The sequence below is a fragment of the Microbacterium aoyamense genome, assembly GCF_023155855.1.
Taxonomy (GTDB): domain Bacteria; phylum Actinomycetota; class Actinomycetes; order Actinomycetales; family Microbacteriaceae; genus Microbacterium; species Microbacterium aoyamense.
Map to the genome: position 1 here is coordinate 100,005 of NZ_JAKNUT010000001.1, position 20,468 is coordinate 120,472.

Consider the following 20,468-nt stretch of genomic DNA (forward strand, 5'->3'; position numbering starts at 1 on the left):
GGAGGCACCCCGTGTCAGCGTTATCCACAAGCAGTCGCCGGACGGATGCCGCGGGTCAGTCCTCCCCGGCGACCTCCGCCGCCGGGGTGGGTGCATCGGCGTCGACCAGGCCGCGGGGCTCCTCGGGCGCGGGGAGCGCGATGTGCACCGACGGTACGGCGACACCGGGCAGCGCCCACACCGCGAACGCGGGACCGTCGGCCGCGAGCAGCAGCCCGCCGTCTCCGTCCACCGCGAGCGTCGCGTCGCCGAAGAGCGGCTCGGCCGCGCCTGCGACGAGACCCGGCGCGAGCTCGACGTCGGCATCGCCGCGGGTAGCGAGCACGAGGAGGGACTCCCCCGCCGACTCGCGCACGAACACGACCGTCTCGTCGTCGACGTGGAGCCACCGCAGGCCGCCCGTGCCGAGCACAGGGTGGGCGCGACGCAGCGCGATCAGATCGCGGTACAACGCGATGCGGCCCTGCGCGGCATCCATCTCGTCCCACGGAATCGGGGTGCGGCTGAGCTCGCCGTCGGCACCCGTGAGGCCGAACTCGTCACCGGCGAAGACGACCGGCAGACCCGGGAGGGTCATCGACAGGCCGGCCGCGACGGGAATCGTGCCGGGTGCCGCGTTGGTCGCGAACCGCCCGGTGTCGTGGGTGTCGAGCGGCTGCATGTTGCCCAGGCGCACGCGCCACGGTATTCCGGCGGTGAACCGCGTCACGGCCTCGACGAACTGCGCGGCCGTGTAGCGCGGGATCCCCCCGATCGGCTGACCGAAGAACCACGCCTGCGTCTGCTCGACGCCGTCCGCATCGAGATAGGGCGTGCCCGTCGGCTCGCTGAGCCAGCCCCAGACGGGCCGCGTGAAGGACGGGTAGGTCATCGCCCCGTGCCATCCATCGCCCTGCAGGTCGGTCGCCGCGTCGTTCGTCGATTCGCCGAGCAGAACCGCGTCGGGATTCAGCCTCAGCATGGTCTCGCGCAGCAGCTGCCGCACCTCGGCGTTCAGATCGACCTCGCCGAGGCGCCCCGTCATGTTCGCGACGTCGATGCGCCATCCGTCGGCCGAGAACGGCGGCTTGAGCCACTTCGCGACGACGGACTCCTCGCCCTCGATGAACCGCCCGCGGAGCTCTTGCGACGACCAATCGAACTTCGGCAGGCTCGCGTACCCGAGCCACGAGACGTACTCCTCGTTCTCTGCGTCGGTGAAGTAGTAGAAGTCCTCCTCTGCGGCGCCGGGGTTGCGCAACGCCGCCTGGAACCACTCGTGCGTGTCGCCGGAGTGGTTGCTCGTGAGGTCACCGATGACGCGGATGCCGCGGGCATGCGCGGCCTCGATGAGTCGCACGTACGCCTCGTCGCCGCCGAGCAGCGGATCGACCGTGTCGAAGCTGGCCGCGTCGTAGCGGTGGTTGGATGCCGCGGGGAACACCGGCGTCAGGTAGAGCAGGTTCACCCCGAGATCGACGAGGTGGTCGAAGCGCTCGATGATTCCGTCGAGGTCGCCGCCGTAGAACTGCTGCGAGCGCGCCGGCATGACCGGGTCGACCGGGTCGCTCCACTGCGCGGGGATCGCCCAGTCCGGCGTCGGACGCTCGTCGGCCGCAGCCGAACGCGCGAATCGATCAGGGAACACCTGGTACAGGACGGCCTCATGCAGCCACGCCGGCGGCGCGGGGTAGGCGACGAGTGCGAAGTCCTCGGCATCCAGCGTCTCGATGCCGTGCAGACCGGTCTGGTTGAGCCACTCCACGGTCCCGTCGTCGTGCTGGAGCATCCACCGATAGCCGTGGCGCGGATTGCGGACGGTGATCGGGGCCTCCCACCAGTCCCATCCGCCGACGGTGCCGATGCGGACGGCGTCCGTCCACTCGGGCTCGTGGTCGGGATTCGAGCGCGTCCGCACGACTGCGAGCGGGCCGTAACCCTCGGGCACGCGCAGGCGTACGTGGACGGTGGCGCCGAGCGCCGGCTCTTGATTGGCGACGTACAGCGGCGAGCCGTCGTGGTGCGGAGTGAGGAATGTCATGACACAGCCTTTCGAGTGCCGGCGACAACGCGCCGCCGGAGGGTGCGACGTGGTTGCACGGCGGGTGCCATGACAGAGCCCGTGGATTGTTGTTCGGTTGTGGATTCAGGATGCCGCAGGACGCGGCATCCCGTCTACTTCACGCTGCCCGAGACGAGGCCTCCGGCGATGTAGCGCTGCGAGAAGAGGAAGAACACCATGACCGGCAGAGCGGCGAGGATCGCCCCGGCCGAGAAGACGCCCCAGTTCTGCGACTGGAAGCCCGAGACGAGCTGGAAGAGACCGATCGCGACGGTCTGCGTCGCGGGATCGGTCAGGATGACGCTCGCGATGGCGAACTCGCCGATGATGCCGATGAAGGTGAGAAGGCCCACGACGATGAGGATCGGACGCACGAGCGGAAGCATGATCGTGAAGAACACGCGTGCGTGGCCGGCGCCGTCGATCTTGGCCGCCTCGTCGATCGCCGTCGGGACGGTGTTGAAGAAGCCGTACATGAGGAACGTGTTCACGCCCAGCGCGCCGCCCAGGTAGATCATGATGAGGCCAGCATGCGTACCTAGGCCGATGGCCGGGAACACGTCGCCGATCTGGATCATCAGCAGGAAGATCGCGGTGATCGCGAGCAGCTGCGGGAACATCTGCAGGACGAGCAGGGTGACCAGGCCGAAGCGGCGGCCCTTGAACCGCATGCGCGAGAACGCATACGCGCCGAGCGCGCACAGCAGGACCGTCGCGACGCTCGTGATGATCGCGATGAAGAGCGAGTTGACGTACCACGTGCCGTACGGCACGGCCGGGTCGGTGAACAGACGCTCGTAGTTGCGCAGCGAGAACGCCGAGAACAGCTTGTTGGATCCGGTCAGGGTGCCGGTCGGGTTGAGCGAGGCCGAGATGATGTAGAGCAGGGGGAAGAGAGCGAAGACGATCGCGACCCACGCGATCACGTGCCGCCAGCCGGTGTCGACGAACCACTGCTTGAAGGTGCGCTTGCGCTCGGTCGGGGTGCGTCGCGTCCCCTTCTCTCCGAAGGCGGCGAACCCGGCACCTTCGCCGACGTTCATCGAGGCACCGAGCTTGCCGCTGATGGTCTCGGACTCCTCGACCGCGCGGGCGTTGAGGTTGCTGTTGCTCATCAGTTCAGATCCTCCAGTGCCTTGGTCTGTCGGAAGCTCACGATCGCGACCACGGTGACGATGATGAAGATGAGGATCGACAGAGCGGATGCGAGGCCCAGGTCGCGCCCGCCGCCGCTTCCGAACGCGACCTTGTAGACCATCGTGATCATGATGTCGGTCGCGCCGATGTCGAGCGTCGTGTCGGTGAACCTCGGCGAGCCCTTCGTGAGCATGTAGATGACGCCGAAGTTGTTGAAGTTGTAGGCGAAGGTCGCGATGAGCAGCGGTGCGACGGCGACGAACAGCAGCGGGAGCTTGACGGAGCGGAAGATGCGCCACGCACCGGCGCCGTCCATCTTGCCCGCCTCGACGATGTCTTCGGGCAGCGACTGCAGCGCACCCGTGCAGACGAGGAACATGTATCCGTAGCCGAGCCACATGTTGACCAGGAGCACACTGATCCTCGCCAACCAGGGGTCGGCGAGCCAGGGTATGTCCGCGCCACCGAGGAGGACTTCGTTGATGAAGCCGAACTGCTGATTGAGCATGCCCGCCCACACGAGTCCGGTCAGATACGCCGGGAACGCGTACGGCAGGATGATCAGGATCCGGTAGTACTTCTTGCCGCGCAGAGTCGGATGATTGAGCACGATCGCGAGGAACAGGCCCAGCGCGAAGCAGAGGAACGTCGACCCGATCGCGAAGACGAACGTCCAGATCGTCACACGCAGGAGCGGGTCGCGGATCTGATCGTTGGTGAAGGCGTAGGCGAAGTTGTCCCAGCCGATCACGACGCGCCAGCCGGGCGTCAGCGTCGTGCCGTCGTCGGCACGGAAGTTGCCTTCGCCGTCGTCGACGTAGACGGCTCCGGTGTCGGTGTTGGTGAAGGTGTCGGCAGCCTCGTCGTACTCGAGGCTCGAGACGTAGACGTAGGCCTTCTGGCCGTCCGAGGTGCGCAGCGTCCCGTCGTTGATGTCGTCGGACACCTGGACGTTGAGCGCGAGGACCTCGTCCTGGAAGCGGATGATCTGGTTGAGGTTGAGCTCGTTCCATCCGCCCGGGGCGCCGTTCACGTCTTCGAGCGGCTGCTCGTTCGTGCCGAACGACAGTTCACCGCCGGGCTCCGCGACGAGCAGGCCGAACTGGTCGCCCTGCTTGAGCACCTGGACGGTGTACTCGGGCGAATCGGGCACGCGGTCCTGCGACGTGCGGATGATCTGCTCGATCGCGTCCTGCTTCGTGCTGTTGTGCGCGTCGCCGGCGTTCGTGAAGGCGATGAAGCCCGTGTAGATGATGACGAAGACCTGGAACACCGCGAGGAACGTGAGCCCCGGCGCGAGGTACTTGCCCGGAAGGAGGCCCGGACGCAGATAGATGTAGTTGACCCCGAGCACGACGAGGATGAGGATCGCGCAGGCGATCCAGTCGCCCGTGCCGATGAGGATGTAGACGGCGAAGATCGTGACGGCATCGATGATGCCGAGCAGGACCACCTTGAAGATCAGAGCGACGAGCCCGCCCGACGTGAGTCGCTTCTTCGGGTGGAACGGATCGCCGGATGCTGCGGAACCCGAGCGGGTCGCGGCATCCTGCTTCACATCGGTCATCGAGGACACTCCTCCGTCGCAGGGTCTGGGTTCTTCATTAGCAGATGGGTGGGGCTGCGAATAGCCCCACCCATCTGTGTCAGCGGCTGGTATCAGCCGTTGATCTTGGTCTGGATGTTGTCCGCCATCGTGGTCCAGATCGTGGCGGGGTCTCCGCCCTCACCCTTGATGATCTGGAGCTCGGCGTTGCCCCAGTCCGACCACACGGCACCCATCTGCGGGATCGCCGGCATTGGCATGCCGTTCTGGCCGATCTCACCGAACGCCTTGACGTCGGGGTTGTCCGCGGCAGCCGTCTCGTAGGCCGACGTGAGCGCCGGCGGGCGACCGCCGACCTCGTAGAGCGCGAGCTGCGCCTCGTCGGTCGAGAGGTAGTTGACGATGAAGTTCGTCGCCGCGAGCGCGTTGGTCGACTTGCTCGAGAGGAAGAAGCCGTTGACACCGATGAAGGGCTTCGCGTCCTGACCGCCGGCGCTGGGCAGCGGGTCGATCGCGTAGTTGATACCGGCCTCGGCGATCGCGGGAACGTTCCACGGACCCGTGAGGTAGTACGGCGACTGACCGGCGAGGAAGAACTCGCGTGCGCGGTCTCCGTCGATGTTGGCGTTGATCGCGCCGGTGCCGGCGGCACCCTGCGTCGCGAGCCACGCGGCGAAGGCCTGGCCCGCCTCGTCGCCGATCACGAGGTTGCTCGAGTCGTACGAGCCGTCGGCGTTCTGCGCGAAGACGTACGAGCCGAACGAGCTCTGGAACGGGAAGAGGTGGTAGGGGTCGCCCTGCTCGGGCGAGAGGCCCACGAGGAACGGGTACTCGGTGCCGGCGGCCTGGCCCGCGGCGAGGACCTCGTCGTAGGTGGCCTTCGCGTCGGGGACGAGGTCGGCGTTGCGCACGAGCGCGACGTTCTCGATCGAGTACGGCACGCCGTAGACCTTGCCGTCGTACGTCATCGCCTGGATGGCCGATTCGGCGAAGCCGCTCGCGACGTCACCGAGCTCGAGCGGCGCGACGACACCCGCGGCGACGTACGCGCCGAGCTTGTCGTGGGGGCTGACGATGATGTCGGGGCCCTTGCCGGTCGGAACCTGCGAGATGAAGTCCTGATCGACGGTCGCGAAGTCCTTCGTGACGATCTTGACCTCGACGCCGGTCTCTTCCGTGAACGTCGCCGCGACGGGCTCGATCGCGGGCTTGCGCTCGATGTCGACCCAGATCGTGATGGGGGTCGAGTCGCCGCTGTCTCCGCCGTCGCCGCTGTCTCCGCTGCCGCTTGCGCAGCCGGAGATCACGAGTGCGCTGCCCATGAGTGCGCCGATTGCGAGCGCGCCCTTCTTGGTCACCTTCATCGGTGTGCCTCTCTCAAGTGCTGTTGGGGGTGGTCCGGCCCCCCGGCGGTGCGGTGCACCGTGGAAGACCGTTCTTCCGCTCGCAAGAAACCTGCAAGCGCTTACATTGTTACCACGATCGCGCCCGAGCGCAAGCATTCCGTGTCCCCATCGATACGAGTTCGTGACATGACGGGGACGAACGGATGCCGCATCCATCGCCCTCGTGCAAGCGCTTGCAGATCTGCCATCGCGCGCGTCGTCGCGACTAGACTGCCGCGCATGGCAGATTCCTCCTTCGACATCGTCAGCAAGGTCGACCACCAAGAGGCGGAGAACGCGCTCAACCAGGCCCGCAAAGAGATCGAGCAGCGCTACGACTTCAAGGGCACGGGCGCCTCGGTCGAGTGGAGCGGCGAGTCCGTGCTCATCAAGGCGAGCACCGAGGAACGCGCCAAGGCGGTGCTCGACGTCTTCCAGTCGAAGCTGATCAAGCGCGGCATCTCGCTCAAGAGCCTCGACTCGGGAGAGCCGTTCGCGAGCGGCAAGGAGTACCGGATCGTCTCGACGATCAAGGACGGCATCTCGTCCGAGAACGCCAAGAAGATCTCGAAGATCATCCGCGACGAAGGCCCGAAGGGCGTCAAGTCGCAGATCCAGGGCGACGAGCTGCGCGTGCAGTCGAAGAGCCGCGACGACCTGCAGGAAGTGCAGCGCCTGCTCAAGGCATCCGACCTCGAGGTCGACCTGCAGTTCGTCAACTACCGCTAGGCCGAGGTCAGTTCGGCGAATCCTCCAGCACCGCGACAAGGTCGCAGTGGATGAGCGCTTCCCCGTCGAGATGCGCGGCCATGACCTGGCGCGCCGGCCGGGAGACGGTGTCCGGGAACATCGCCGTCCACTCGCGGTTGATCGCGTCACGGTCGCGGTAGTCGACGACCCAGAAGGTCATCTTCGCGATGTCGTCGATCGAGCCGCCCGCCGCATCCATCACCTCCCGCACGTGAGCGAAGACGTTTGCGCACTGCTCGTCGAGCGATTCGGGCATCTCCTTGGTCACGGGATCGCGACCCGTGAGCACACCGGTGAAGAGGAAGGGGCCGATCCGGCTGGCGGCGGGCACCGGGTTGGTGTGGGCAAAGCTCCCGATCTCGATGCTGACCCGCTCCGTCATGTCACGCCTCGTCGACGACGCGGTTCTCGATTGCGCCGAGCCCGGCGATCTCCGCACGGACGACGTCGCCGGGCACGAGCCAGTTCTGCGTCGGAGCGCCGATTCCTGCCGGTGTGCCGGTCGCGAGGATGTCGCCGGGCATGAGCGTCATCACTTGGGTCAGGTAGGCGATCTGCTCGTAGATGTCGTAGATCATGTCGTTCGTCGCGAAGTCCTGGCGGACCTCACCGTTGACGGTCAGTCGCATGTGCAGGTCGAGCGGGTCGTCGATCTCGTCGTCGGTCGTGAGCCACGGGCCGATCGGACCGTGTGTGTCGAAGGACTTGCCGAGCGTGAACGTCGGCGAGCGCTTCTGCAGCCAGTCGCGCACCGAGACGTCGTTGACCACGAGGTAGCCGGCGATGACCGAACGCGCGTCCTCCGCCGACACGTGACGGCACGTCTGCCCGATCACGACGCCGAGTTCGATCTCGTAGTCCAGCGCCTCGCTCACGCGGGGACGCTCGATGTCGCCGAACGGCGAGTTCAGACAGGACACCTGCTTGTTGAACCACATCTGGCTTGTGGGGATCGGGATGCCCGCGGCGCGCGCTTCCTCGGCGTGCTCCTTGTAATTCATGCCGATACCGAGGAACTTCTGCGGGTCGTCGATCGGCGCTTCCAGAGTCACGCGCGAGAGCGGGATCCTCGCACCGTCAACGGCTTCGATCGCTCCGCGCAAGGCCGGGAGCTCGGGGAGGATTGCGCGCAGCGATGTGCCCACGCCGGGGATGTCGGATATGTCGACGAGACTGTCGCCCTCGACTCGGCCGAGTCGCGCGGGACCGCCATCCTGTCGATATCGAGCGATCTTCACTTCTCGATCTCCTTGTCGTCCTCGGACGGAAGAGCACCCCACGCCTGAGTGCCGTCGGGTGTCATCTGGAAGCTGATGAACCGCCATTGCCCGTCTTCGCCACGACGGAGCACCTGGGTGACCATCCCGCCGACGACGCGTTCGGATCCGTCCTCCGACCCGAGGCGATTGGTGAGCCGCCCCGTCATGATCGCGACGTCGCCGATCAGTCGGATGGTCAGTTCGCCCCGTGACATGTCGAGGTACGCCTGCCGTGTGGCGACATGCTCCAGCAGCTGAGTCTTCGTGTGGGTGACGCCCGGCGCGTGGATGTGTACGAGCGACTCGTCGTACAGGCTGTCGAGGGTGTCGAGGTCCACCTCGAGAAGTGCACGCTGTCGCAGCTCTTCGACGGCGAGGATCTCATCCCTGGTCGTCGGGTCGGGCTCGTTGATGTTGTTCATATCTGTTCCGTGTGGTGCGGTGTCTGCGGTGCTCATGACGTCGAGACGGGTTCTTCCCAGGTGCGGAAGCCCGTAGCCTCACCGGCTTCGTGACCCGGCCGCGGCGCACCGACCAGCGCGTGGTACTTGCTGAAGATCTCGTCCGCCTCGGCGAGGGGCAGGACGTCTTCGATGTCGTCGAAGGGCTTGCCGTCGGTCCGTTCGGCGACCATCCGCCGGATCACTTCGTAGCCCTCGCCCCGCATGTTGTCGGCGATGCGGTTGACGATCGCGCGTCGAGCGTCGTCGTAGGCCGCGAACGCCTGCGCCGGGTCCTCCAGTTCGACGAGTTTCTCGGTGAGGACGCGCGCGTCGAGCATGGCCTGGGTGATGCCGTTGCCGCCGCGCGGGTACATGGCGTGCGCCGCGTCGCCGAGCAGCACGACGCGACCGTCGACCCACGTGTCGAGCGGGAAGTGACGGATGAGCGGGAAGAGGTACACCTCTCGCGACTCGCGGATCAGCTGCTGCACGTCCAGGAACGGCAGCTTCAGTGTGTCGAATGCGGGGATGATCTCTTCGGGATCGGCGACCTGGTTCCAGTCTTCGATGGTCTCTTCGCCGTTGGTCTCGACGACCCAGTTGATGAGGTCCTTGCCGCTGCCCTCGAAGTTCTCGGCGATCGGGTAGATGATCATCGTCGAGATGCGCGGGTCGCCGAGGTGCAGGATGGTGTGCCCGCCGCGGATGGGCTCGCGGAGGGTGGTGCCGCGCCACATCGTGATTCCGGAGAACTCGGGCTCTGCTTGGTTCGGGTGCATCTGTCGGCGGACCGCCGACTTGATGCCGTCTGCCGCGATGACGGCTTCGTGGCGCACCTGCTCGGTGCGCCCGTCGCGATGCTCGATGTGGAGGGTCACACCGTCGGCGTCCTGCTCGTAGCGCTCGACGCGGGCGCCGAGCACCACCGCGTCTTCACCGAGCCGTTCGAGCACGGTGCGGAAGAGCATCATCTGGAGGATGCCGCGGTGCACGAAGCGCTGCTCATGCAGGTACCCCATGTGGACGCCGCACTTCTCGGCGTAGATCTCCTGGCCGAAGTGGTTGTAGAAGATCGAGTCCTCGGCGTCGACCGAGATCGAGCGAAACTCCTCGAGCAGCCCGAGGTCGTCGAGTTCCTTCGTGCCGACGGTCTTGATGTCGACGCCGACGCCGAGCGGCTTGAGCTCGGGGACGGTCTCGTAGATCGTGGGGGGGATGCCCTGCTGGTGCAGGCGGAGAGCGGTGATGAGTCCGCCGGGGCCGGCTCCGACGATGGCGATGTCGGTCATGATTCCTCTTGGTCGTTTCGTGCTCCGACGCTCGTGAGAGCGGTCGTGCGGGGGTGAAGGGTCTCGTGGAGGAAGCGCGTCGTCGCTTCCTGGGATCTTGTCGCGGCGCGTTCGTTATAGGCCGCGATGGTCGGCTGGGGGGATGCCGCGAGCCGCGGATTCGTGAAGGCGTGCACTGTTCCGCCGTAGACGTCGAACTCCCAGTCGAGGTCGTTGGCGGTCAAGGCGGCCTGCAGGCCGGTGCGCTGCATGCGGGTGGCCATCGGGTCGTCGTCGCCGATGCAGGCCAGAACCGCGGCGCCGGAGACGGGAGACCATTCGGCGTCTTCATCGAGGAGATCGAGTCCGGGGTGGATGGCGACGACCCCGCGCACCTCTCCCCCGGTCCGCAAGTACTCGAGGGCCGACGATCCTCCGAAGCAGTAGCCGACCGTCACGATGCGATGAGGGTTCACCTCGGGCTGCTCGCAGGCGGTTCGATGGGCCGCATCGATCCTGCCGAGCCACTCCTCGCGATCGGCGGCCATCGATCCGATCAGAGGACCGACCTCATGGTTGCCGGCCGGCTGCTTCCGGTCGCCCCACACATCGGCGGCGAACACGGTGTAACCGAGGGTCGCGTAGCGGCGGGCTTCATGAAGCGAGAACCCTGCGAGGCCGAAGGCGTCGTGGATCAGGACGACGGTCGGCGCGGCGATGTTCCCGACGTCTGCGATGAGCAGGCCGCGCATCGTCGTCGCGCCGAAGGCGTACTCGACGTCGCGTTCGATGACCGCGTTCATGAGGGTCCTCCTTCTCGGACGACCCGTTCGGTCAGGTCGAGTTGCGGGCGCGGAACCACGCCGTCATGAAATCGAGGAAGATCTTCACCCGTTCGGGGGTCTGACCGCCCGGGCCGTGCACCGCGTACAGCGAGCGCGGCTGAGGTGGCAGCTGCGGAAGCACCTCGACGACCGAGCCCGAAGCCAGGGCGCGCCGTGCCGACAGCCGGGGAATGAGCCCGATGCCCCTGCCCGACTCCACCAGTTGTTCGATCACGAGGTAGGCGTTCGTCGTCACGACGGCGTTCTGCACCTTGTAGTGGACGAGGTCCTTCCCCTCGCCGAGGCGCCAGGCCGCGTCGTTCGTGTGCGCGATCAGCTCGTGCGTGTTCAGATCGTTCACTTCGCGCGGCGTGCCCCGTCGGCGCAGATAGTCCGCCGATCCGGCCAGGACGAATGGCAGCTCCGTGATCCGCCGGACACGGACCCGCGAATCGCGAGGATCCCGCGCATGGAAAGCGACGTCGAAGCCGCGGTCCAGGAAGTCGTACGGGCGATCCGAGATCCCGCCGAGTTCGAATCTCATCCGCATGCGTGGGTGCTTCTCCACGAAGGCGCCGATCGCTGTTCCGAGATCCATCAGGCCGATCCACTTGGGACTGATGACCGACAGATGCCCCTCCGCCGAGTCCTGCGCGGAGGGCGTGAGTGCGGCATCCGCATCCTCGATCTCCTGCAGGATCCGCTCGCAGAAGGTCGCGTACTCGATCCCCTCGGGCGTCAGCGTGAGAGAGCGCGGGGTGCGGTTGACGAGCCGGACCCCCAGTTGCTCCTCGAGATCCGCGACGTGTCTCGATACGAGCGACGGCGAGATTCCGAGTTCGAGCGCCGCGACGCTGAACGTCGACGACCGCGCGACCGTCGCGAACGTCCGCATCACCACCAGTCGGTCCACGGTGTCCGCCTCTCAGCTCACAGAGCGTCGCGTTCATCCTGCCACCGCCGCTCGATCCGCTATCCGCTCGGCGCGACGTTCTTCGCGCCCGACGGGCGTCGACGCGGGTGTCGCCTCGAGAAGTGTGCGGGTGTAATCGTCCTTCGGCGCGGTGAAGAGGTCCTCGGTCGCGGCGAGCTCGACCAGGCGACCGCGGTTCATCACGCCCACACGGTCGGCGATGTGGCGGACGAGACCGAGGTCGTGCGCGATGAACAGATAGGCCACGCCGGTCTCGTCCTGGAGCTCTTCGAGCAGGTTGATGATCTGCCCTTGCGTCGACAGGTCGAGAGCGCTGACCGCCTCGTCGCAGACGATGAGCTTCGGCTCGAGAACGAGTGCCCGTGCGATCGCGACCCGCTGCTGCTGACCGCCGGACAGCTCGCTGGGGAAGCGGTTCAGGTGGGAGCGGTCGAGGCCCACCATCTCGAACACCCGCTCCATGCGAGTGCGCAGATCCTTGCGGTCCGTCATTCCGTGGCGACGCATCGGCACTTCGAGCGCCTGAGCGACGAGGTGGCGGGGGTTGAGCGACGCGCTCGGATCCTGGAACACGGCCTGCACCTGCCGGCGGTAGCTGAGGGGCGTCTTGGATCCCCAGGCGGCGAGGTCTTCGCCGGCGAACCGGACGGTGCCGGTCATCGTCGGGAGGAGCCGCAGCACGACACGGCCGGTCGTGCTCTTGCCCGACCCGGACTCGCCGACGAAGGCGACGGTCTCGCCGGAGTGGATCGTGAACGAGATGTCCTCGATCGCGGGGACCTTGGTGCGCGGTGAGAAGAGAGCGCCGCCCTTGTCATACCCGGCGGTCACCGATTCGAACTCGAGAAGCGGGCGTGCGTCGGTCATCATCCCTGCCTCACCGCCAGCGCGTCGACCTCGGCGAGAGCCGCGTCGATCTCGGCGCGGAGGCCGCTGTCGATCGTGTGGAGCTTCTGCCCGGGCTCGGCCCCCATCGGGTTGGCCTTGAGCAGGGCAGCCGTGTAGGCGTGCTGCGGTGCTTCGAACAACTGCTGGACGGGTGCATCCTCAACGATCCGCCCGCTGTACATGACGGCGACCCGATCGCAGGTCTCGGCGGCGACACCGAGGCTGTGCGTGATCATGAGGACGCCCATACCGTACTCATCGCGAAGGTCCAGGATCAGGTCGAGCACTTGCGCCTGGGTTGTGACATCCAGCGCACTCGTCGCCTCGTCGGCGATGAGCAGCTGCGGCTCCGCGGCAAGGGCCATCGCGATCGCGACGCGCTGCGCCATGCCGCCCGAGAACTGGTGCGGGTAGTCGTCGAGCCGGGTTGCCGCGTTGCGGACTCCGACGCGCTCGAGCAGTTCGATGGAGCGCTCGCGAGCCTGCTTCTTGTTCATCCCCTTGTGGATGCGCAGCGGCTCGCCGAGCTGGAGCCCGACGGTGTGCACCGGCGAGAGCGCGCTCATCGGGTCCTGGAACACCGCTCCCATCCGCGTGCCGCGGATGTGACGCATATCCTTCTCGCGGCGGTGTGCGATCTGCTCGCCGAGGAGCTCGATCGATCCGCCCGACAGCCACGCCCCGGGCGGGAGCATTCCGAGGACTGCTCGTGCGAAGGTCGACTTGCCCGAGCCGGATTCGCCGAGCAGGCCCACGATCTCCCCCTTGGCAACGTCGAGCGAGACGCGCTTGACGATGTCGACGGCGGACCGGTCCGTGCGGGCGAGCGACACCGTCACGTCGCGGGTGATGAGGACGGTGGATGCCGCGGCCGGCGTGACCGGGGCCTCAGGCGGGCTGGCGACCTGCTTCGAGGCGGGAACGGGTGCCACGGGAGCGGGCAGTGTCGGCTCGGCTTTGACTCGCAGGCCGAGTCGCGGCAGGCGTCGGCGCTCGCCCGTGAGGGCGTCGTTGAGGCCGTCGCCGAAGACGCTGAAGGCGAGGACGGTGAGCACGATCGCGATGCCCGGCGGCCAGGTCAGGTACGGCGCCGTCGCCTGGTTGTCGAGCGCGAGGCTCAACATCGCTCCCCAGGTGGGAACGTCGGTGTCGAGACCGACCCCGAGGAAGCTCATCGCCGACTCGATCATGATCGCGGAGCCGAGGAACACGGAACCCTGCGTGACGATCGGGCCGACGAGGTTGGGGAGGATCTGGCCGAAGATGATCTGCGCGCGAGTGAGGCCGGCGACCTCGCTCGCCTCGACGTAGAGCTTGCTGCGCTCGACGAGAACGACCGCGCGGGTCATGCGTGCGAAGAGGCTCGCTCCGATCAGACCGATCGCGAACATGAGGATGAAGATGTTGCGGCCGAGGATCGCCACGACCGTGAGGCCGATGAGCATGCCGGGAAGGGCCTGGGCCATGTCGACGAATCGCATGCCGATGCGATCCCACCATCCCCCGTTGAATCCGAAGACGAGACCCAGCGGGACGCCGATGATCGCGCCGACGAGCACCGCACCGACCGCCACGATGAGCACGATCTGCGTGCCGTAGATAAGGCGGCTCAGCTGATCGCGTCCGAGGTCGTCGGTGCCGAGCAGGAACTCGGCTGACGGCGGCTGCAGGACGTCGTCGAAGTGCACTTCGGTCGGCGGGTAGGGCGCGAGCACGGGTGCGAGGATCGCGACGAGCACGAGGGCGAGGATGAAGAGGGCGGCGACGATGGTGGCGGGCTGGCGGCGCATCCGTCCCAGGATTCGTCCGAGGCTCGTCTGGTGGCGCTTCTCTGTCGAGACGCGGATGCGCGTGGTCTGTGTCTGGCTCATGAGGGACGCGACTTCGGGTTCAAGACGCCGTAACTGACGTCGATGATGAGGTTGACGACGATCACCATGATCGCGATGAGGAGCACACCGCCCTGGACGACGGCGAAGTCCTTGCCGGTGACGCTGCGCAGCATGAGCGCGCCGATCCCGGGGTAGGCGAACACCTTCTCGACCGAGAAGCTCGCGCCCAGCATGATGCTCACGGTGATGCCGGTGGAGGCGAGCACGGGAACAAGCGCGTTCTTGAAGCCGTAGCGCATCACGACGCGACTGCGGGGAACGCCGACAGCGGTCAGCGAGTCGACGAACCGCGACGACATCGTCACCGACATCGCGGTGCGCGTCTGGCGTGCGATGAGCGCCGCGCCGCCGAGGCCGAGCGCGATCGCAGGAAGGATGAGGCCGAACGCCCAGCCGGCGGGATCGACTGCGAAGGGCACGTACGAGACGACCGGGAAGATCTTGAGCTGGACCGCGAACAGCAGGAGCAGCACGATGCCGACCCAGAACTCGGGGAGCGACATCGATACCGAGCTGAATGTCGTCGCGACACGATCCCGGATCGATCCGGGCTTCGTGCCGCCGATGATGCCCAGCACGAGGCCCAGCGAGATCGCGACGACGAGCCCGCCGAACATGAGCGACAGGGTCGCGGGGAGCCGTTCGAGGAACAGCTCCATGACGGGGCGCCCGGAGACGAACGAGGTGCCGAAATCGCCCTGGAACAGTCCCGCGTAGTACTGGCCGAGGCGAACGAGGAACGGCTGATCGAGCCCCAGCTGCGCCTCCAAGCGCGCAATGCTCTCCGGATTGGCCGCGGCCCCGAGGATGGCGGCCGCGGGACTGCCCGGAATCAGATACATGAGCAGGAAGACGAGGAACGACAGGAGGAGCAGCTGGGGGATCGCCAGGGCGAGCCTCGAGAGGATGAGCTTGTACATCAGGCGCACACGCCCTTCGTGGCTCGCCCTGGCTGGTGGAACAGGAACATCAGGATGCGGGCGTCAGCTCGCGGTAGTTGACGGACTTGGGCTCCCACGGCTCGTTCGGCGCGTCGACGCCGGACACCGTGTCGGAGTTCCACGCGAGCAGCTCAGGGCCGCGCCAGTGCGCGCAGGTGAGAGCTTCGTCCGAGATGATCTTGGTCACCTCGGCCCACAGTCCGGCAGCCTCCTCGGAGTCGCCCGCGGCGATGGCGGCATCGGCAGCAGCAGCGAGCTCGGGGCTCTCGATCCCTGACGGGTTGCCGGGAGCATCCGCCGAGAACCAGGCCTCGTACCACTCGAAGGGCGTCTGCTCTTCGTTGCTCGAGAGGCCGAGCGGGTAGCGGCCGGAGTTCCACGTGCTGTTGTACTCCGGCGGAGGGAGCTGAGTCACGGTGATGCTGACCTCGGGAAGCGTCTGCGCGATCTGCTCCGCGAAGATCGAGATCTGCCGGTTGTTGTACGGCGCCGACACCATCTCCACGTTCACCGTCGGGCTTCCGGCGGCGGCGTACAGTTCCTCGGCCGCAGCAGGATCGGTCGGGTAACCCTCGATGTCGGGGTTGTAGCCGACCTCGCCCTCGGCGAAGTGCTGCGTGGCGCTCTCGCCCTCGCCCTGCACCTCGGACATCTGGTCGACGTCGATCGCCGTGCAGATGGACTGTCGCAGGTCGACCGATTCGAAGACACCGCCGGGTCCGCGGTCGAAGAAGAACAGGTTGTTGCGGATCGCGGGGTACTCGACGGTCTCGATCGACGTGCCCTCGAAGCGCGGGAACACTTCGTATTCGGTGTCGGTGATGTCGATCTCGCCGGCGACCAGTGCCGCTGCTTGCGCCTCGGGCTCGGTGATCGCGTAGAGCTCGACGTTCGCGAAGCCGGGCTGCTCGCCCCAGTAGTCGGCGTAGTTCGAGAAGACCATGCGCGTGCCGATGACCGAGGCATCCTCGTCATAGGCCCACGGCGACGTGCCGACCGGCGACTGTGCGATCGACCCGTCCGCAATCGCGGCGGGGCTGCCGATCGGGAGCACCCGCGACGTGAGCGTGGTGGGAAGCGAAGGGTTGGGACCGGTGAGATTGAGGCGGACGGTGTAGTCGTCGACGACGTCGACCGACTCGATCGCCTGCAGAGGTCCGGAGTACGCGGTCGCTCCGTCGCGCACGAGTTCGACGTTCGTCTTGACCGCCTCGGCGTTGAACGGCTCGCCGTCCTGGAACGTCACGTCGTCGCGCAGCGTGAGAGTGAGCGAGTCCTCCGTGAGCTCCCATTCGGTCGCCAGCCACGGCTGGATCGAGCCGTCATCGCCGCGCGCGAGAAGCGTTTCGTAGGGGATGCGGAGCGGGCCGCCCTCCATCTCCTGCCCCGGTGACCAGTTCTCGGGGAACTGGCCGAAGTTCACGCGAAGAGTCGCATCGCTCGCCGCCGACGTGTCGTCGGGGGTTGCGCTGCCACCGCCGGTGCAGCCGGTGAGGATGAGCCCTGCGATCGCCAGCGGCGCCACTGCGCCGACGAGCCATCGTCTCTTGGTCTTGCCTTTCACGCTTGCCTCCTTGCATCGTGATTGTGGACGACTCGGCGATGCTGCCGAGGGTTCCGGGTCCATGAACGCTAACCGGCGAAGATCCCCCGCAACACCGCCGCGGACGCAATGTAACTATGCAGGATCGTGCACGTCGTTCGACGCAGTTGTGCATATCGTGAATGAAGACCCAGGACATCCCGGGCCGGCAACGCGGCCGTCCGACCAGAAGGAACCACGCCAATGACCGTCGTCGACATCAACGTCCACCACCTGCCCGAAGATCTCTTCACGAACGAGAAGATCCTCAACGGCTTCCTCAACAGCGCGCCCCGCGGGTTCGGAGAGATCGCGCGTGTCGACACGACGGATGCCGGCAAGAAGCACCTCATCCTCGAGAAGCCCAAGGGCCACCAGAACCTGAACTACGTCGACGGCGACTACTCCGCCGAGGCGAAGCTCGCGGCGATGGATGACGCGGGTGTCGACTACGGCATCATGCGTGTGCCCGTCTGGCAGGAGTGGCTCGACCTCGAGACCTGCCGGGCCGTCAACGACAACGCCGCCGACATCGTGCAGCGCTCGAACGGACGCCTGTTCTCCACCGCGTGCGTCCCGCCGTGGGGTGGCAAGGAGAACATCTACGAGCTCGAGCGCTGCGTCAAGGAGCTCGGTGCCGTCGGCGTGCAGGTGGCCTGCCACTACGGCCAGCTCTACCTCGACGATGAGGTCTTCAAGCCCTACATGAAGGTCCTCAACGAGCTGAACGTTCCGGTCATCGTCCACCACACTCCCCTCCCCGTCGACTGGAAGTCGGTCGTCGACTACACGAACCTCCGTCGGGAGTTCGGCCGACTGCTCGACCAGGCGACCGCCGTCGGCCGAGAGCTGTTCAGCGGCATGTTCGAAGAACTCCCGAACCTGCGATTCATCCACACCATGCTCGGCGGCAACTGGTTCGCCAACCAGAACCTCCTCACGCCGAAGCCGTCGCCGAAGAACGAGGCCATCCAGCGCCTCGACGCGACCGGTGCCGACGAGATCCGCCGGTATCTGAAGGACAACATCTTCTACGACCTGACCCACCCGCACTCGTGGGGCAAGGACCAGGTCGAGGCGGCCATCAAGATCGGCGGCGCCGACCACTACCTGTTCGGCTCGTCGTTCCCCGTCTTCTACGGCTGGATGAGCCAGGGCGTCGACTTCGTCAAGAACGACCTCGAGATCAGCGAAGAGGACCGCGAACTGATCCTGTCGGGCAACGCCAAGCGCATGTTCAACCTCCCGATCTGAGGTATCGATGAGCGGCACCGATCCCGAAGCCATCGACGAGTTCTTCTCGACGGCCCGTACGAAGGGACGCGATGAAGCCGTCGTCCTGGGCGACGAGGGCTTCCGCGACTTCCTCTACGACCTGGACGACCCGGCTGTCGCCCCGTGGCGCGGCATGGGCTACGAGGAGTTCACCGCCGCCCGGCAGGGCAACGAGTTCCTCCAGCAGCTGCTCGACTCGTGGAACGCGCTGTACGACGAGCCGTTCGTAGGCCTCACGAGCGACGGCGTCGTGCGCGAGGGTCTGTATCGGCTTCCGACGAACGGATCGACGGATGCTGCGCTCATCGCCGCGGCGGACGAGCTGCTCGGTCTGCTGACCGGGGACGAAGCCGAGCGATTCCGCTATCCGATCGATGCCCCCCAGTGGCGCGGCTGGAGCAACCCGGAGTTCGTCTTCCACCGGGTCGGCCTCCGTCTCGAAGACCTCGCCGAGGAGAAGACTCAGGCCGTCTTCGCGCTGATGCGCGCTTCGCTCAGCCCGGAGGGGTACGACCGGGTGATCGAGGCGATGCAGCTCAACGGCTTCCTCGGCGAGCTCGTCGGCCTGCCGACCGTCATGAACGACCGGAGTTACTGGGTATCCCTCTATGGGACGCCGTCCCCCGACGAACCGTGGGGCTGGCAGATCTTCGGCCACCATGTCGCGCTCAACTTCGTAACGCTGGGCGGTCGCGATGTCATCGCACCGGTGTTCCTTGGCGCCGAACCTGCCCTTTCGGATGGCGCGCAACCGCCGATCTTCGATCACCGCGAGCGCGTCGCGATCGAGCTGGCGTCCTCGCTCACCCCCGAGCAGCGCGCCCGAGCCGTCGTGTTCGAGTCGGTGCTCGACCCTGCGATGCCCGACGATCGCCTGCATCCCGCCGATGAACGCCACGTCGCGGGCGCCTTCCGCGACAACCGCGTCGTGCCTTATGAGGGCATCCCGGCATCCGAGCTCGACGACCTCCAGCGCGCGCTCCTGCGCTCTGTCGTCGAGGACTTCCTCCTGCTTCTGCGGGCGCCGCAACGCGCGCTGACGCTCGCCGACTACGACGCTCACCTCGATGAGACGTGGTTCTCCTGGTACGGAGCCACCGATGGATCGCAGCCCGTCTACTTCCGCATCCAAAGCCCCGTCATCATCGCCGAGCTCGACAACCACGCAGGGGTGTGGCTGACCAACCGCCTGCCCGCGCGCTTCCACGTGCACAGCACGCTCCGCCTGCCGAACGGCAACGACTACGGTCGCGCCTACATCGCGCAGTGGCGGGCCTCCGCACACGACCCGAAGGATCACTGATGCTGCCCACCACCAATCACGAACCACCCTTCGCCATCACTCGCGCGAGCCACGTCTCGCTCGCCGTGACCGATCTCGAAGCGAGCCGCGACTTCTACCGCGACGTGATCGGGCTCGTCGTGACGGAAGAGACGGATGACGCGGTCTACCTGCGCGGCCTGGAAGAAGCCGCCCACCACAGCCTCGTCCTCGAGCGCGGCCCCGAAGCCAAAGCGCTACAGATCGGCCTACGCGTCCGCCGGGACGCCGACATCCTCGCCGCGGAGAAGCACTTCGCCGCGACCGGCGTGCCCTTCGAGCGCGTCGAGAAGCCGCATCAGGGACCGACCTTGCAGTTCCGCGACCCCGTGGGCACGCACATGGAGCTCACGTCGTCGATGGACCTCGTGCCGCGCAAGATGCAGGAGTTCCACGAGTTCGTCGCCGGCGCACCGCAGCGCCTGGACCACTACCAGGTCGTCACGTACGACGTGCAGACGGCGACCGACTTCTGGACAGGACTCGGCATGCGGATGTCGGAATACACCGCGACCGATGGCACCGACGAGCTGTGGGGGACGTGGATGGAGGTCAAGGGCAATACTCACGACCTCGTGTTCACCAATGGCCGAGGGCCGCGCCTTCACCACTTCGCCTACACCGTGCCGGACGCGACCGCGCTGCTGCACGCGGCCGACGTCGCAGGCGCGCTCGGGTTCGGTGAGGAGATCGATCGCGGTCCGGGACGCCACGGCATTTCGAACGCCCTCTTCCTCTACCTGCGCGACCCCGACCAGCACCGCGTCGAGCTGTTCACGACCCACTACCAGTTCATCGACCTCGAGGATCAGCCGATCCGATGGGACGTCAGCAACCCGCGGCGCGCACAGCTGTGGGGCATGCCGGCGTCGAACCGATGGTTCTTCGAGGCGAGCGAGTTCCCCGGCGAGGAAGTCCACGAACCACTCCTCACAGCGAACCCCACGACACTCGAGCAGTACCTCGGGGTGCATTGATGACG

Annotated in this window: 18 protein-coding genes; 4 read left to right on the plus strand and 14 right to left on the minus strand. The window is 66.6% G+C overall.

Going from position 1 to position 20,468, the window contains the following annotated elements:
* Positions 1-55: 55 nt before the first annotated feature.
* The 4 genes from MA876_RS00780 to MA876_RS00795 form a co-directional block, all read right to left on the minus strand.
* Positions 56-2,020 carry an alpha-amylase family glycosyl hydrolase gene (locus tag MA876_RS00780; protein ID WP_248145075.1) on the minus strand — a complete coding sequence of 655 codons (1,965 nt, stop codon included), beginning with the start codon at positions 2,018-2,020 and terminating at the stop codon, positions 56-58.
* Between the two features lie 134 nt (positions 2,021-2,154).
* Positions 2,155-3,156, minus strand: a complete 1,002-nt coding sequence (locus tag MA876_RS00785) for a sugar ABC transporter permease (protein ID WP_248145078.1) — start codon at positions 3,154-3,156, stop codon at positions 2,155-2,157.
* A complete protein-coding gene (locus MA876_RS00790) occupies positions 3,156-4,745 on the minus strand; it encodes an ABC transporter permease subunit (RefSeq protein ID WP_248145080.1) in 1,590 nt (529 codons plus the stop codon). The genes MA876_RS00785 and MA876_RS00790 overlap by 1 nt, the downstream gene beginning before the upstream one ends.
* Positions 4,746-4,837: 92 nt before the next feature.
* Entirely contained in the window at positions 4,838-6,088 is a 1,251-nt protein-coding gene (locus tag MA876_RS00795; protein ID WP_248145083.1) for a sugar ABC transporter substrate-binding protein, read from the minus strand.
* A 261-nt stretch (positions 6,089-6,349) separates the two neighbouring features.
* On the opposite strand from MA876_RS00795, the gene MA876_RS00800 reads away from it, so the two are divergent.
* A complete protein-coding gene (locus MA876_RS00800) occupies positions 6,350-6,838 on the plus strand; it encodes a YajQ family cyclic di-GMP-binding protein (protein ID WP_248145086.1) in 489 nt (162 codons plus the stop codon).
* 7 nt (positions 6,839-6,845) lie between these two features.
* Here MA876_RS00800 and MA876_RS00805 read toward each other — a convergent pair whose 3' ends face one another.
* From MA876_RS00805 to MA876_RS00850, 10 genes are read right to left on the minus strand one after another with little or no spacing between them, the layout of a single operon-like run.
* Complete coding sequence (locus MA876_RS00805; protein ID WP_248145089.1) at positions 6,846-7,241, minus strand: RidA family protein; 396 nt, start codon at positions 7,239-7,241, stop codon at positions 6,846-6,848.
* 1 nt (position 7,242) lies between these two features.
* Positions 7,243-8,097: a fumarylacetoacetate hydrolase family protein gene (locus MA876_RS00810; RefSeq protein ID WP_248145090.1), complete on the minus strand. Its 855-nt coding sequence runs from the start codon at positions 8,095-8,097 to the stop codon at positions 7,243-7,245.
* Positions 8,094-8,540, minus strand: coding sequence for a YybH family protein (locus MA876_RS00815; RefSeq protein ID WP_248145093.1), 447 nt, complete (start codon positions 8,538-8,540; stop codon positions 8,094-8,096). The genes MA876_RS00810 and MA876_RS00815 overlap by 4 nt, the downstream gene beginning before the upstream one ends.
* A 32-nt stretch (positions 8,541-8,572) precedes the next feature.
* A complete protein-coding gene (locus MA876_RS00820; protein ID WP_248145097.1) occupies positions 8,573-9,850 on the minus strand; it encodes an FAD-dependent monooxygenase in 1,278 nt (425 codons plus the stop codon).
* Positions 9,847-10,632, minus strand: a complete 786-nt coding sequence (locus tag MA876_RS00825; protein ID WP_248145099.1) for a dienelactone hydrolase family protein — start codon at positions 10,630-10,632, stop codon at positions 9,847-9,849. Before MA876_RS00825 ends, MA876_RS00820 begins: the two co-directional genes overlap by 4 nt.
* 31 nt (positions 10,633-10,663) lie before the next feature.
* Positions 10,664-11,566 carry a LysR family transcriptional regulator gene (locus MA876_RS00830; protein WP_248145102.1) on the minus strand — a complete coding sequence of 301 codons (903 nt, stop codon included), beginning with the start codon at positions 11,564-11,566 and terminating at the stop codon, positions 10,664-10,666.
* A 33-nt stretch (positions 11,567-11,599) separates the two neighbouring features.
* Entirely contained in the window at positions 11,600-12,454 is an 855-nt protein-coding gene (locus tag MA876_RS00835) for an ATP-binding cassette domain-containing protein (protein WP_248145104.1), read from the minus strand.
* Positions 12,454-14,346 carry a dipeptide/oligopeptide/nickel ABC transporter permease/ATP-binding protein gene (locus tag MA876_RS00840; protein ID WP_248145107.1) on the minus strand — a complete coding sequence of 631 codons (1,893 nt, stop codon included), beginning with the start codon at positions 14,344-14,346 and terminating at the stop codon, positions 12,454-12,456. The genes MA876_RS00835 and MA876_RS00840 overlap by 1 nt, the downstream gene beginning before the upstream one ends.
* On the minus strand, positions 14,343-15,287 hold the full coding sequence (locus tag MA876_RS00845) for an ABC transporter permease (RefSeq protein WP_248147127.1): 945 nt from the start codon (positions 15,285-15,287) through the stop codon (positions 14,343-14,345). The genes MA876_RS00840 and MA876_RS00845 overlap by 4 nt, the downstream gene beginning before the upstream one ends.
* 49 nt (positions 15,288-15,336) lie before the next feature.
* Positions 15,337-16,872, minus strand: a complete 1,536-nt coding sequence (locus tag MA876_RS00850; protein ID WP_248145109.1) for an ABC transporter substrate-binding protein — start codon at positions 16,870-16,872, stop codon at positions 15,337-15,339.
* A 222-nt stretch (positions 16,873-17,094) separates the two neighbouring features.
* On the opposite strand from MA876_RS00850, the gene MA876_RS00855 reads away from it, so the two are divergent.
* From MA876_RS00855 to hpaD, 3 genes are read left to right on the plus strand one after another with little or no spacing between them, the layout of a single operon-like run.
* Complete coding sequence (locus MA876_RS00855) at positions 17,095-18,144, plus strand: amidohydrolase family protein (protein WP_248145112.1); 1,050 nt, start codon at positions 17,095-17,097, stop codon at positions 18,142-18,144.
* A gap of 7 nt (positions 18,145-18,151) precedes the next feature.
* The gene (locus MA876_RS00860; RefSeq protein WP_248145114.1) at positions 18,152-19,468 is read left to right on the plus strand and encodes a DUF3500 domain-containing protein; all 1,317 of its coding nucleotides are present in this window, start codon (positions 18,152-18,154) and stop codon (positions 19,466-19,468) included.
* Positions 19,468-20,463 carry a 3,4-dihydroxyphenylacetate 2,3-dioxygenase gene (gene hpaD, locus MA876_RS00865; RefSeq protein ID WP_248145116.1) on the plus strand — a complete coding sequence of 332 codons (996 nt, stop codon included), beginning with the start codon at positions 19,468-19,470 and terminating at the stop codon, positions 20,461-20,463. Before MA876_RS00860 ends, hpaD begins: the two co-directional genes overlap by 1 nt.
* The last annotated feature ends 5 nt before the right edge of the window (positions 20,464-20,468 follow it).

Bases quoted from the DNA above. Each gene is read 5' to 3' on its own strand.
- MA876_RS00780 (WP_248145075.1), bottom strand. From the start codon at position 2,020: ATGACATTCCTCACTCCGCACCACGACGGCTCGCCGCTGTACGTCGCC.
- MA876_RS00785 (WP_248145078.1), bottom strand. From the start codon at position 3,156: ATGAGCAACAGCAACCTCAACGCCCGCGCGGTCGAGGAGTCCGAGACC.
- MA876_RS00790 (WP_248145080.1), bottom strand. From the start codon at position 4,745: ATGACCGATGTGAAGCAGGATGCCGCGACCCGCTCGGGTTCCGCAGCA.
- MA876_RS00795 (WP_248145083.1), bottom strand. From the start codon at position 6,088: ATGAAGGTGACCAAGAAGGGCGCGCTCGCAATCGGCGCACTCATGGGC.
- MA876_RS00800 (WP_248145086.1), top strand. From the start codon at position 6,350: ATGGCAGATTCCTCCTTCGACATCGTCAGCAAGGTCGACCACCAAGAG.
- MA876_RS00805 (WP_248145089.1), bottom strand. From the start codon at position 7,241: ATGACGGAGCGGGTCAGCATCGAGATCGGGAGCTTTGCCCACACCAAC.
- MA876_RS00815 (WP_248145093.1), bottom strand. From the start codon at position 8,540: ATGAACAACATCAACGAGCCCGACCCGACGACCAGGGATGAGATCCTC.
- MA876_RS00820 (WP_248145097.1), bottom strand. From the start codon at position 9,850: ATGACCGACATCGCCATCGTCGGAGCCGGCCCCGGCGGACTCATCACC.
- MA876_RS00825 (WP_248145099.1), bottom strand. From the start codon at position 10,632: ATGAACGCGGTCATCGAACGCGACGTCGAGTACGCCTTCGGCGCGACG.
- MA876_RS00835 (WP_248145104.1), bottom strand. From the start codon at position 12,454: ATGACCGACGCACGCCCGCTTCTCGAGTTCGAATCGGTGACCGCCGGG.
- MA876_RS00840 (WP_248145107.1), bottom strand. From the start codon at position 14,346: ATGAGCCAGACACAGACCACGCGCATCCGCGTCTCGACAGAGAAGCGC.
- MA876_RS00845 (WP_248147127.1), bottom strand. From the start codon at position 15,287: ATGTACAAGCTCATCCTCTCGAGGCTCGCCCTGGCGATCCCCCAGCTG.
- MA876_RS00855 (WP_248145112.1), top strand. From the start codon at position 17,095: ATGACCGTCGTCGACATCAACGTCCACCACCTGCCCGAAGATCTCTTC.
- MA876_RS00860 (WP_248145114.1), top strand. From the start codon at position 18,152: ATGAGCGGCACCGATCCCGAAGCCATCGACGAGTTCTTCTCGACGGCC.
- hpaD (WP_248145116.1), top strand. From the start codon at position 19,468: ATGCTGCCCACCACCAATCACGAACCACCCTTCGCCATCACTCGCGCG.